This window comes from Luteimonas sp. TWI596 (assembly GCF_039674105.1).
Lineage (GTDB): Bacteria > Pseudomonadota > Gammaproteobacteria > Xanthomonadales > Xanthomonadaceae > Luteimonas.
The window spans coordinates 159218-171157 of record NZ_JBDJMU010000008.1 but is presented as its reverse complement, the minus strand read 5'-3'; the positions used below and the strand labels follow the sequence as shown (position 1 = coordinate 171157).

Annotated in this window: 11 protein-coding genes and 1 tRNA gene; 8 read left to right on the top strand and 4 right to left on the bottom strand. The window is 60.0% G+C overall.

Annotated elements, in window-relative coordinates:
• The first annotated feature begins 170 nt into the window (after window positions 1-170).
• Window positions 171-557: a hypothetical protein gene (locus ABE487_RS08490; RefSeq protein WP_346452791.1), complete on the top strand. Its 387-nt coding sequence runs from the start codon at window positions 171-173 to the stop codon at window positions 555-557.
• Here ABE487_RS08490 and ABE487_RS08485 read toward each other — a convergent pair.
• Window positions 531-1628, bottom strand: coding sequence for a hypothetical protein (locus ABE487_RS08485; protein WP_346445736.1), 1098 nt, complete (start codon window positions 1626-1628; stop codon window positions 531-533). The two genes, ABE487_RS08490 and ABE487_RS08485, sit on opposite strands and share 27 nt — an antisense overlap.
• Window positions 1629-1729: 101 nt before the next feature.
• A complete protein-coding gene (locus ABE487_RS08480) occupies window positions 1730-2065 on the bottom strand; it encodes a helix-turn-helix transcriptional regulator (RefSeq protein WP_171953929.1) in 336 nt (111 codons plus the stop codon).
• A gap of 117 nt (window positions 2066-2182) precedes the next feature.
• Between ABE487_RS08480 and ABE487_RS08475 the strand changes: the two genes are divergently transcribed.
• The 6 genes from ABE487_RS08475 to ABE487_RS08450 all read left to right on the top strand — a co-directional run bounded on the left by ABE487_RS08475 (window position 2183) and on the right by ABE487_RS08450 (window position 7890).
• Window positions 2183-2641 carry a hypothetical protein gene (locus ABE487_RS08475; RefSeq protein ID WP_346445735.1) on the top strand — a complete coding sequence of 153 codons (459 nt, stop codon included), beginning with the start codon at window positions 2183-2185 and terminating at the stop codon, window positions 2639-2641.
• 10 nt (window positions 2642-2651) lie between these two features.
• Window positions 2652-2951, top strand: coding sequence for a hypothetical protein (locus ABE487_RS08470; protein WP_346445734.1), 300 nt, complete (start codon window positions 2652-2654; stop codon window positions 2949-2951).
• Between the two features lie 34 nt (window positions 2952-2985).
• Window positions 2986-3516, top strand: a complete 531-nt coding sequence (locus tag ABE487_RS08465; RefSeq protein WP_346445733.1) for a hypothetical protein — start codon at window positions 2986-2988, stop codon at window positions 3514-3516.
• Window positions 3517-3792: 276 nt separating this feature from the next.
• A complete protein-coding gene (locus ABE487_RS08460; protein ID WP_322535654.1) occupies window positions 3793-4911 on the top strand; it encodes a nucleoid-associated protein in 1119 nt (372 codons plus the stop codon).
• Between the two features lie 2 nt (window positions 4912-4913).
• Window positions 4914-6146, top strand: a complete 1233-nt coding sequence (locus ABE487_RS08455) for a hypothetical protein (protein WP_346452790.1) — start codon at window positions 4914-4916, stop codon at window positions 6144-6146.
• A gap of 175 nt (window positions 6147-6321) precedes the next feature.
• On the top strand, window positions 6322-7890 hold the full coding sequence (locus tag ABE487_RS08450) for a MobA/MobL family protein (protein ID WP_346452789.1): 1569 nt from the start codon (window positions 6322-6324) through the stop codon (window positions 7888-7890).
• A gap of 493 nt (window positions 7891-8383) precedes the next feature.
• Here the strand turns inward: ABE487_RS08450 and ABE487_RS08445 are convergent, their stop codons facing one another.
• Window positions 8384-9808, bottom strand: a complete 1425-nt coding sequence (locus tag ABE487_RS08445) for a DUF6538 domain-containing protein (protein ID WP_071228017.1) — start codon at window positions 9806-9808, stop codon at window positions 8384-8386.
• A gap of 82 nt (window positions 9809-9890) precedes the next feature.
• Window positions 9891-9983, bottom strand: a tRNA-Ser gene (locus tag ABE487_RS08440).
• Window positions 9984-10106: 123 nt separating this feature from the next.
• Here ABE487_RS08440 and dnaX point away from each other — a divergent pair.
• A complete protein-coding gene (gene dnaX / locus ABE487_RS08435; protein WP_346452888.1) occupies window positions 10107-11939 on the top strand; it encodes a DNA polymerase III subunit gamma/tau in 1833 nt (610 codons plus the stop codon).
• The last annotated feature ends 1 nt before the right edge of the window (window position 11940 follow it).

Below are 11940 nucleotides of genomic sequence, written 5' to 3'. Positions count from 1 at the left end.
TGATGAACGGGCGACCGCGCAAGACGCTCGGCTGGGCAACACCAGCCCAGGTGATGGAGAGGGAAATCATCGACTTCAAATCACGTGTTGCACTTGATTCTTGAGACCGCCGTGTACGGTTCCAAGTCGGAAGCCTGGTAAGAGATGAGGCTTCATCCGCCTCCGAAGTGTTGGACCTGGAGCTTGCCAAGGGATCTTTGACCCTTGCTGACGACGGATTGGTCCCATATTCGGCATTTCTGGCGGCGAAGAATGATATGGGGCTCGGTGATGGCGAGACCGAGTGCATCCTCATTGCCTCCGCCATCCAGTGCCAGATCGCTTGTGATGACGGCCGGGCCCGGAAGGCGGCTATCAAGCGGCTCGGGCATGAGTCGCTGGTGACCGGCTCTTTGGGGTTGATGCAACGAGCCTGTAGCCAAGGACTGATCACAACTGAAGCTGCGCATCTTGCCTATCAAGAGATGCGCAAGCTCGGTGGCTATCTTCCACAGATCGATGTGGACTTCTTCACCAAAGAAGTGACCCTGCTAGATGGTTTCGGGGCGCAACCCTAGCTTGTCTTCACGAAGAATTCGATTCGTATGCTTGGAAAGGCGTGCTCGTGTCTCGACAAACGGGTTCGATATCGTCTTCTTGATCTGCGACGGATTCTGGAAGATCGCTCCGCAGAAATGGCATTCGTGGTCAATGTGGGGCGTATATGCCCACTTCCCCTTATCGAAGTGAGGCTCTTCGCACTGCGGGCATGACAGAGCCACGACGCGTCCTTCGATGTGTGGCAGCGCTGTTTGCGCCATGTAGTAGCGCACTTGTTCGGCATCAAGCTCGATGCCATCTATCTCGACAGACTCATACGTGTCGTCCACCTTGGGCCACTCTTGGCCTTCCTCGCTTAGCGCATGCAGATGGATTCCGGTTTCTTCAGGAGCTGTGGAGGTCCAAAGGATGGCAGGATTTGATCCCCAGATTTGTATCCCTCCTGGGTAGTCCTGCTGGCGTATCTTTATGGTTCTCGGCGCAGCTATCTGGGACCGCGTGCCCGGCTCAAGGTGGCTCCGCAGCTGTGAAAGCGGGTTTCCTATTGCGATTTCCGAGTCGGAGAACTGTCGGCCGCATCCATGACATTGATGCTTCTTGTGAGGATGAACTGCGAACCAGTCGCGGTCGAGATGGGCGAACCCGCAGTGGCTGCAGTGGACACTGATGGTTCCAAAGCCGAAGACCCCCGACACCATGTAATTGATTGCGTCGATCTCATCGACTACAAACCAATCCGAGGACAATAGGTCTGTCGTGAATGGGATCCTCAGCCTTCGATAGGTTTTGTCGATGTCCTTGACTGAGTCTCGGCCCAAGCGCCTGGCATGGACATGGATGCCTCTATCGGTGGGCAGGGTGGTAGTGTCGTATGACGCGGGCACTGACCCCCAAAGAGCTATCCCTCCCTCGTAACGGTCAACCTCTAGATCGAGAGACTCACTCTCCGAAATGGGTGCGTCATGCGCGGCCACGCATTCTTCTGCCGCCACGCCATATTTTGCGGTGGCGTTTGCATGATGGGATAGGCACCAGTATCGGCTTCCCCCGTCTCGCCTCTTTCCGACGTTCACTATCTCGCAGGTCATACGATCACTCCTTGGGCTTCATGCCCATCGCAGGTGAAGGTCTAACGGTGCATCTGTAGCGTAGTAATCGTTGAAGCTATTTCAGAAGTACGTTGCGGCTGCTATGAGGCGTCTATCAGGCTCTTAATCAGCCCAAGTGCTTGCTTCTGCTTCTTGGCGTCAAGCTGAGAAAGCAGCAGGATGGCCTCAGCGACAACATCCGATGCCGCCAGGAAGTAGGCCGCAGGAAGGTCTAGAAGCCCTGCGAGCTTCTCGATGGTCTCTAGGTCTGGCTTGTGCATCCCTCGTTCATATCGGCTGATCCGAGGCGCCGTCGTGTTTGAGTCATCCACGCCCATGAGCATTTCGCCTAGCTGGGCTTGGGTCCAGCCCTTAGCCACGCGTGCAGCGCGTAGGCGATGACCAAGGGTTGTAGGCGTGGGCTGAGGAGCGGGCATCCAGTAGAAACAAACACGTTGACTCTCCAGAGTTTGACCGCATAAGCTTAGCTGGTCATTTGCGTTCAACGCAAAATTGAATCTGGAGGCTGTCGTATGGGTATGAGGTGCTGGGCAGTGGTGGGTCTCCTGGCGTTCGCTGCTTCTGCCGAGGCTGCGCAAAGCCTGTCGTGCCAACTGCAGAGCGGCCAGTTCAGTGCGGGCGGGGTAGGGCATCCCAAAGTCTCCGAGTTCGTCTGGGCCACGGGTCATGGCTCCGCCACGCCCACTGGACCCATCCGAACCAGGATCGGCCGCATCGAACCTGTGGAAGGCCGGAACTACAAGCGCGCTATCAAGCTCGATGGCAAGCCCATTCTGCTGCCTCCGGAAGCGCATAGCGTGGTTGGCTTCGGCAAGGTCTACGACTTCGGGGGAGTCGTTGCCTTGGCTTACCTCGGTGAGCGTGAGGAGGACTCGTCCGCCCGGCCTAGCCAGATCGTCGTGGTCATCAATAAGCCCGGGTCAGTGATCGATAGCGAAGTGCTCCCTGGCGCGAGCCTCAACCCGGGCAAGCACTGCTTGCTCATCGACTGAAGGAACACACATGAAGAAGCTTTGGATGGTTTCCGCAACAGTGCTGCTGGCGGCTTGTTCTGGTGGGCCCGGCAATGGCGATGTTGAGAAGGCGCTGACGGCGCATTTCAAAGAAGTTACGGGAACGACGATGACGTTTGAGCACTTGAAGGTAGGAGAGTGCGTGCGTGGGGACAGTCCCGGCTACGCGTGCAGTGTCACTGGAACCGCCCGCTACCAGATCGGCACTCGCACCGAGCAACAGCAGCTTGTCGGCACTTTCGTCATCGACAAGGTCGATGGCACTTGGACCGTCGTAGACCGTCGCTGAATTGAAGCCCGCCAACCAAAGCTAGGAAGCTCGTATGTGGACCTTGTTCAAGGTAATCCGCTGGATCATCACCGGTCTCGCGCTTTGGTGGCTGTGCGGTGTGGTGTTCGAAGAAGGCACGACGGCTGACGGAGCAGTCTTCGGGATGGTGCTGTTCGGGCAGCTGGTCTTCTGGCCCCTTGCGCTACTGTGGGGCTTGCCGTGGCTGTTCCGTCGCCGAACGCCCAAACTGAAGAAGCATAGGCCTGAAGAGTTCGAGCCCACGGTTTCCCATGACCACATTGCCTTGGACCTGGGCAGGGACACTATCTGGGTTCGGGACCCCGTGAAGGGCGAGCGCTACCTGCGGCGGGCTGAAGTGCTCTCCATCCGCACTGGGGAATACAACTACAAAGGCGTTGTCACTCATCGCCTGGAAGTGCAAGTGCGGGATGTCGTTCACCCGCTCTGGCTGGTTCCTTTCGTGCGCCACTCTGATCGTTGGCTCAAAAGCACTGCAGTCAATGAATCTGAGCGGGACGAGTGGTTCGCTAGGATGAAGGCATGGATCTCTCAGACCTTGTAATCGGCGAGTTGGGAGGGTCTGAGGTAACCACTATTTTGTCCGTTAGCGATACTGTCGCAGTCCTCCCATACGGGATCCATGCCCTTTGCTCGCAGGCGTGATTGACTCCCCCGTCGCCAACACCTAAGGGGAGGGCGGATCCCGGAACTTTGCCGGTCTAGCAAGGGACCGGGGAGGCTCTCACTCTATGAGATTGACCGTAGGTATAGTTTTTCGACTGCTGCGCTTGCCGTACTATTGGCCGGTCGGCGGTTTGCCGGAGGAGCAGGGGGCGAAATGGATGTTTTGAAGGGGGCTGTGATTCACAGTCTGGAGAAGGAAGCGCACGACTCGATGACGACGGTGCGGAAAGCCAATGATCCGCTAGACGTGTCGGACAAGATGGTGAATCGCTTGGCCCAACAGTTGGCAGATCTCGTCGGCAAGGAAGGCAGCGCAGTGCTATGGGGGCAATTTGCCCCAGCCAATCGGGAGGGGGACTTTCCAGGTTCGGTTCGAACTCTGCTTGCGGCAGAGTTCTGTCCAACGCTGCTGATGGATCTTTCGCTAGTCGCTATGAAGGAACTGCGCGAGCAGGCTGAGAAAAAGACTGGGGCAACGGGAGGTCATATCTTCTTTGGTCAATACCAGAGCAAGGGTTCAGATTTCCTCTTGGTGGCAATGATCAAGCAGAAGGGCGCGATCACCTTATCTGAGGATCTTCGACCTACGGAGATCAAAGAGATCGACATGTCTAAGCTTCATCAAGCTGCTCGCATCAACTTGGCGCGCTACCAAGTTCACCTTAGCGCCCCCAGTGGAAACGACGATGCGGAAAGCACGAAGGCTACAGAGACTGAGGAGAAGACTTATCTCTGCTTTGTGAATCGAAAGGGTAGAGAGGATGTCGCGGACTATTTCGTGGATGCGCTGGGTTGCGTAAAAGGAACGTCTTCTTCCCAGCTGACCACTAAATTGCTGAGGTTCGTCAAGCAGTTCGTACGGAATGTGCCGGAGATCGCTGACTCTCATGCTGAGATCAAGCAAGGGGTGGTTGATTACATGCAGTCACTCGATAGCAGCCAAGTCGTTAAGCTCGACGAAGTTGTTCAAGCTGCGAAGGCGAAGGTTCATCCCACATTTGCCCAGCATCTCGATCCTCTGAAAGTGTTTCTTAATTCGGACGAATGCCAGATTCCTGAAGAGTTCTCCCTTAGCCGCCAGGCGCTCCGGCCGCATATCCGGATCAACGCCAAGAAGGCGAACTGGGGGCTGTGGTTTGAGACGGGTATAGTCGGTACCAGCAATTCAGAACTTCTCTACGACGCTGCGCGAAAGAGTCTTATGCTGACCGACCTGCCGCCAGAGACCGTTGATAGTATCGAAGCAGCGCTTCGCGCTCGTGGGCAGCTGTAATCATGTTTTCCGACGTTGTCAAACTCTATCGAGCGGCGGGCATGCCCTTGATCTCAGGGGGGCGGTTTTCCTTCGAGGGTTCGGCAGATGAGCTATTAAGGAGCGCGGTTCAGCGGTGTCAGGAGCTTGGTGCAGGCTTTGGTCACTTCGCGGACGGCCCTGACTATGACGGCGATGAGCTTGAGTTCACTTGGGCTCTCGCCGTTAACGAGTCAGGGCGCTTCTACGGATCAGTGGATGATCTTGTAGCTAGATGCGAGTCAATACATCGCGGCCAGTTTCCTGAAAATTTCTACATCGCCGCGCTTGATTTCTTTTCTGGCGAAGAGCTAGGGGAAGAGAACCGTGAGCTGCTCGTTTTGAAGAATCTTTGTGAGCTCATCCGCTTGCTAAGCGAGTTAAGTGTGAGTGGGGACCTTGCCGCCGAGGCCGGGCGACCATCACACCTAGTGTTCGTGAAGCCGGCCTCGTCCGGTTCACCTCCGGTCACGGTTGAGATCACTACGCGCATCCAAGCGAAGATGCTCGAAGGAGATTTCCCTGATCTGGCTGTCTTGAGCGATCTCTTAACAGAGAGTGGGAAGGGGAAGGTTCGAACGGAGGAGTACAAAGCCATTTTCCGGCTCGCGGTTGCCGGTGCGTGTGCAGATGAGCCTACCGCAGAGGCTAGATTTGGAGTTTTGTTGGATCACTGGGGAGGCGTTCTACGTCGATTCCGGTATGACGTTGAATGCCTGGTGGATCGAATTTCGTTTGAAGGGCTTCGGCGCGAGATAGTCGAGGCCGAGCTAAACTTTGTTGGACGGATGAATACTGCGGTAGTAGAGAATGCCACGAAGTTCTTGGGCATACCTATATCCCTTGTAGCCGTCGCTGCGGTGGTTGGGGGGAGCTCTATCGGCAATGACCTGCTTGTTTGTGCGGGTGCTGTGATCGTTGCTCTCGTTGTAAGCGGTGTAGCGAGAGCTGTGCGTTTGCAGATGGCAACAACGACAACGGCATTTGAGGCTGCGCTCGCTGGTATGCGTGCCCGCGCTTCGGCTGGCGGTGGTGTCTCGGAAAGCCTTGATGATCTGGAAGGTACCTTCCGCCAACGGCGCGCGTTCGCGAGCAGAGTGATCGGGACGTTCAATGCGCTGGCTTGGGTGCCCCCGCTGCTGGGCGTGGCTGTGGTGGTTTGGAAGTTTCCCCCGCTGTGGCTTACGCGGTTGCTCGCTGATATCGGGTGGGCATAGGGCCTCCCGGGGCTAAAACTAAGCGCGAGAGTCACAAGCAAGAGCGCACTTAGGCATTGCCCGTTGGGCAATGCGTGCGCAAGAGGCTGTGCCCCTTGACCCCCTAAAAAAGCGCTTGCCAAAGCCTAAATCGTAGGCATAAAGGCAGGTGCGGGGGCCGGAACAAGGAGCATCAATGGCCATTTATCACACCAGAGTAAAGACCTTCAGCCGTGCCCAAGGGCATGCATCCACCGCTGCAGCAGCCTATCGCGCAGGCCTGCTCATCATCGATGGCCGCACCGGTCTCCGGCACGACTACCGAAGGCGCGGCGGGGTCGTTGAGACCCGTTGCCTCGCTCCCGACGACGCTCCCGATTGGGCTTTCGATCCTCGGCAGCTTTGGCCTGCAGCCGAGGCTTCAGAGCGGCGCAAAGACGCTACCGTTGCTCGTGAGTTCGAGGTGGCTCTGCCACACGAATTGAGCAATGAGCAGCGTTCAGACCTGGCAGCTGAAATATCGCGCTGCTTGGTCCAGCGTTACAGGTTCGCTGTCCAATCCAGCATCCATGAGCCGCAGACCGCTGACGGGCTCAACTATCACGTCCACATCCTAGCCACGACCAGGCGGATGGACGCAGACGGGTTGAAGGACAAGACCAGGGAGCTGGATGGCGGCCCTTCAGGCCGAGGGGAAGTCGAATGGATCCGGGCAATGGTAGGGGAAGCCATCAATGCCCATCTTGCTGCTGCAGGTGTCTCGGCCCGTGTCGATCATCGTAGCCTTAAGGACCAAGCGGCTGAGGCCGCAGAGCAAGGGGATGAGCTCACAGCAGCGGAGCTTTCCCGCATTCCTGGGATTCATATGGGAAAAGATGCCACTGCCTTACACCGCCGAGGCGTGGATACCGATTTGAACCAAGGCAATGAGGAGATTGATCAGGCCAACAACGCTGCTTGGGATCGCGCCGTGGCTCAGATGGCAGAAGAGGGCAGGTTGATGGAAGCCGCATCCGATCAAGCCGTGCCGGTTGGCTCGCGTCAGGTTCCACTGATCCCCGCCACGCAACCAATGCTGTCTCTTGGTGGAGAGACTCGTCTGGGTAACCTGGCCAGGGAAGTCATGACGGTTGAGGCGGTTGCCGCGCCCCTTCATCGGCAACCGGAGGCCACAGCATCCAAGCAGACCCTGAAGGAAGTGTTGGAGATGTGGGCCGAGGCGTGGATAGAGGCGCTTCGAGAGAAGCTCAAATTCACGCGCAGATTGCTGCGCAACAGCACTGCTCTGATATCGGCTCATGGGACATTGCCCAGGCTCCGTGGCAACTTGGAAGAACTGCTCGCGCGACTGAAGAAGTTGAAGCGGGACGCTCTACGCTTCAAGCGTAGGCTGAAAGCTGAAGATCGTGCCCAGCACGTATTGGCCCAAGCAGAATTTGCCTTGGAGAACTTCGAAAGCCAAAACCCAAGGCCGGGCCTCTTGAATCGCTCAGACTGGTCGCGTCGTCGGGCGCGCCGGGTTCGGGCTGTTGAGCTGGGACGCAAGGAGTATCAACGCGCTCACGAAGCCACCGGAACCAAGGCCCAGGAAGACTACAACCGTCGAACAGGCGAGTCGTTGTCGCAACTGGAGAATTGGAGTGAAGTGCTGTTGCGTAGATATCCGGTGGAGGATGCGCCCATTGACGCTCCTGAAGCCCCTATTCCAGCGGACCCCTTGCTCGTAATGAATCCTGTCAGAGATCCTGGAGCACGGTTGCACTGATATACAGGCGAAGGCCCCGGCGAGCCGGGGCTTTAGCTAACCTCGTTTCGAAAACTCAGTGGTAGGTAGGTCCGCGAGTGGGCTTGGACACCGCGCCACGACGCTCTGAGATCATGTCACTAAGCTGCACCTGGTCGCGTTCTACCACGGCTTCTCTGACCCTGACGGCAGGTTTCAGGGTGTGGTCGTCAGCCGGGGGCTTTGGAGCCATGCATCGGTTGATCAGCTCGTCGGCAATTTCGAGGGCATGGATGATGTCTTCGATCCGCTCTTGCGTGTCTCGTGTCCGGTCTTGGGCAATCAAAGGGCATAGCACTCGACTTGCGATAGCCAGCTTTCTTTCTAAGGGCATATGAAGCTCCTAACGTGGGGGAGCTTTCATAAAACCATCATTTGCGTTGATCGCAATAGTCGCGGCGTTTGTCAGTGCCAATGTTGGCCCGTTAGAGATACTCCTAGACGTTCCATGTAATTTTCCTGGCGCGGAGATCCGCTACCCCAGCAACTTCTTCAGTGCAGCGAGCTCAAGATTGAAGCTCAAGGATGAGAGCCCTGCTGTCTTGAATTCAGGGGTGACCAGCCCATTGAGCTTTTCTGCCGGGGTAAATTCCCGGCTGTAGACGGGATGGTGCTCATCATCAAGCTCGTGGCCGACGATCTGGGCGCGCATTTCTGAGGCGACACCGAAGCCCTGCATCTGCTGGATGACCGTCTTACGCAGGGAATGGAAACCGCGCTTGGCCTTGGGCCACGTCTTCCCGTGCTCGGCGAGGTGGCGGGTAAAGGCCTTGGAAATCCAGTTCCCCGCGCCATTGACGGCATTGGCCTTCGCTTGGGGGAAGAGGCGGCTTGAGGTGGGCAGGCTGGCTACATAGTCGCCGAAGCCCAGGGCAATCAGGTCGGCGTGGATCGGGACAGTCCGGATACTGGCCTCGCTCTTGAGGCGCTGGTGCTCGCCGTCGTCATTAATATGGATGTAGGCCACCCCTCCCTCCGTTTGCACATCGCTCACCAGCAGCTGCCCAACTTCAGAGGCACGGGCGCCCGTATACAGGCCCAACAAGGCTGCCCAGCGCGCGGCAGGTGACAAGGTGGCAAAGGCCGATGGGGCAAAGAGGAGGCTGATCTGCTTCAGGTCGAAGGCCTTGAAGCCAAGCTTGCGCCGCTTTCGCTTAGCGCTATTGCCGTATGAGACATGGCTTCGGGCCGGATTGCTGTCTGTGTAGTAGCCAGCGGCAATCAACCAGTCGAAGAAGCCGCCCAGGTAGGACTGTTTGTTCACTCGGGTCGGGGTTGAGATGCCAGCATCGGCCAGTGACTGATAGAAGTTCGACAGGTCGATCCGGTTGATGCTCGGCAAGGGATAGTCAGGGCCGGTCGTGCGCACGAACCCGTCAATCGCCGACTTCTTGATGCTGTAGGTCTTGGGGATGGTGTCTGGGGCGATGGCCTTGAGCCAAAGATCACGCGCTTCCATCAGCGACAGGATCTTGCTGGGCTGGGGCTTGGAGGGGGCTGCTGGGGCGGCGGCTACTGCGCCGAAGAACGCAGGATTGACCCGTCCGATACTCTCGATGGCGCGAGTCAGCGCCTCGGTGTCTTCGCCTGGTTCTGCCTGGATACGCAGGGTGCCATTGGCGTCTCGTTCCAGGGTGTAGTCCTGAAGCCGTTTTCCCCGAAGCTCCTGGAGCCATTGATCTCCCGTCTTCTCGCCCATGCCGTTCTTCCTGATGGCGCTGAAGACCTCAGCATAGCGGGCGGCCAGGACCAGGGCGCAAGCCTGGGCGCTGCGCATTTCGCGCGTTCGAAGGCTTCGCTTGAGAATTCGGCAGCCCAAGAGGGGCTGTAGATCGACGGGCACGCGCTGACGGAACGAAAAGCCCGCTGGCGTCTTGATCAAGTGATGGGGAACTCTCATCGGGATGTGTCCCGATTTGTGTCCTGCCCCTTGCTAGGCCCAGAAAAGCAAAACCCCTGATTTCTCAGGGGTTTGCAGAGTCTGGCGGAGAGAGGGGGATTCGAACCCCCGAAGCGCGGTTTAGACGCTTACACACTTTCCAGGCGTGCTCCTTCAACCACTCGGACACCTCTCCGGATCTGTCCCGCGCGGGCCGCGGGGCGGCACGCTGCGACGGCTGGACCGCCGCGGGCCGGCCATTCTAGCTGGGCCGGGGCCCGGTCACAAGGAAGGGGGATGGCCGTGGCAGAATAGCGGCATGTCCTATCTCGTCCTCGCCCGGAAGTGGCGTCCGAAGCGGTTTGCCGAGCTGGTCGGGCAGGAGCACGTCGTGCGTGCGCTGACCAACGCGCTGGAGACCGGCCGCGTCCACCACGCCTTCCTGTTCACCGGCACCCGCGGCGTCGGCAAGACGACGATCGCGCGCATCTTCGCCAAGAGCCTGAACTGCGAGCGGGGCACCTCGTCGGACCCGTGCGGGGAGTGCGAGACCTGCCTGGCGATCGACGCGGGGCGCTACATCGACCTGCTGGAGATCGACGCGGCCAGCAACACCGGCGTCGACGATGTGCGCGAGCTCATCGACAACGCGCAGTACATGCCCTCGCGCGGTCGGGTGAAGGTCTACCTGATCGACGAAGTGCACATGCTGTCGAAGTCGGCGTTCAACGCGCTGCTCAAGACGCTCGAGGAGCCGCCGGGGCATGTGAAGTTCCTGCTGGCGACGACCGACCCGCAGAAGCTGCCGGTCACCGTGCTCTCGCGCTGCCTGCAGTTCAACCTCAAGCGGCTGGACGAGGACCAGATCCAGGGCCAGATGACCCGGATCCTCGAGGCCGAGGGCATCGCGGCGGATGCGGCGGCGATCCGGCAGCTCTCCAAGGCGGCCGATGGCAGCCTGCGCGACGGGCTGTCGCTGCTCGACCAGGCGATCGCCTACACCGGTGCGGGCGGCGAGGGCGGTGCGCTCGCCGATGCGGCGGTGGCGACGATGCTCGGCAGTGTCGACCGCACGCGGGTCGGCAACCTGTTGTCGGCGCTGGCGCAGGCCGATGGCGCGCGGCTGATGGCCGAGGTCGCGGCGTTGGCCGAGTTCTCGCCTGACTGGTCGGGCGTGCTCGATGCGCTGTCCGAAGCGTTGCACCGCATCCAGGTCCGGCAGTTGGTGCCGGAGGTCGGCATCGAGGCCGATGGCCTGGATCTCGATGCGCTGGCGGCGTCGGTGCGGCCGGAGGTCGTGCAGCTGTGGTACCAGATGGCGCTCAATGGCCGCCGCGACCTGGGCCTGGCGCCGAGTCCGCGTGCGGGCTTTGAGATGACGGTGCTGCGGATGTTCGCGTTCCGCCCGACCGAAGGCGGCAACGCCGGTGCCCCGGCGGGCGGCGGGGCCGGGCAGGGCCGGGCATCCGGGCCGGCTGCGGCGCGGGCCGCGCTGGGCGAAGCGTCCGCGCCGCCGCGGGCGGCCGCACCGGCGCCCGAGGCCGCAATGCTGGCGCGTCCGACGCCGCCTGCACCGGTCGATGCGGTGCCGATGGCGGCCGCCGGCCAGGGCATCGACGTGCCGCGCAAGGCGCCGCCGGCCTCTCCGGCTGCACCTGCCCCCGAACCTAGCCCTGCGCCGCGTGCCGAGCCGCCTGCGGCGCCCGCGCCGCGCGCCGAACCGGCGCCGTCGGCGGCCAGGCCGTCGATGACGCTCGATGCCGACGGCTGGCTGGACCTCGTGGCCGATCTGCCGTTGCGCGGCCCGGTGCGTGAGTTGGCGGCCAGTGCGGCCTTCGTCGCGCTCGACGGTGATGTGCTCAAGCTGGCGTTGCCCGAATCCGACGAGCACCTGAAGGCGCCGATCATGGTCCACCAGTTGGCGTCGGCGCTCGCCGGGCCGTTGGGCGCGACGCCGCAGATCCGCTTCGAGACCGCGGCCGCGCGCACCGCGCCGACGCTGCACGAGCGCAATGCGCAGCAGCGCGATGCGCTGCAGGCGGCGGCCGAGCAGAATTTCCTCTCCGATCCGGACGTGCAGCGCCTGATGTCGCAACAGGGCGCGCGCGTGGTGCCGGATTCCATTCGCCCCTACGACGAACAAGGACTTTGAT

Excerpts from the sequence above, each read along its gene's own strand:
- ABE487_RS08485 (WP_346445736.1), bottom strand. The coding sequence starts at position 1,628 with ATGACCTGCGAGATAGTGAACGTCGGAAAGAGGCGAGACGGGGGAAGC.
- ABE487_RS08480 (WP_171953929.1), bottom strand. The coding sequence starts at position 2,065 with ATGCCCGCTCCTCAGCCCACGCCTACAACCCTTGGTCATCGCCTACGC.
- ABE487_RS08470 (WP_346445734.1), top strand. The coding sequence starts at position 2,652 with ATGAAGAAGCTTTGGATGGTTTCCGCAACAGTGCTGCTGGCGGCTTGT.
- ABE487_RS08465 (WP_346445733.1), top strand. The coding sequence starts at position 2,986 with ATGTGGACCTTGTTCAAGGTAATCCGCTGGATCATCACCGGTCTCGCG.
- ABE487_RS08460 (WP_322535654.1), top strand. The coding sequence starts at position 3,793 with ATGGATGTTTTGAAGGGGGCTGTGATTCACAGTCTGGAGAAGGAAGCG.
- ABE487_RS08455 (WP_346452790.1), top strand. The coding sequence starts at position 4,914 with ATGTTTTCCGACGTTGTCAAACTCTATCGAGCGGCGGGCATGCCCTTG.
- ABE487_RS08450 (WP_346452789.1), top strand. The coding sequence starts at position 6,322 with ATGGCCATTTATCACACCAGAGTAAAGACCTTCAGCCGTGCCCAAGGG.
- ABE487_RS08445 (WP_071228017.1), bottom strand. The coding sequence starts at position 9,808 with ATGAGAGTTCCCCATCACTTGATCAAGACGCCAGCGGGCTTTTCGTTC.
- dnaX (WP_346452888.1), top strand. The coding sequence starts at position 10,107 with ATGTCCTATCTCGTCCTCGCCCGGAAGTGGCGTCCGAAGCGGTTTGCC.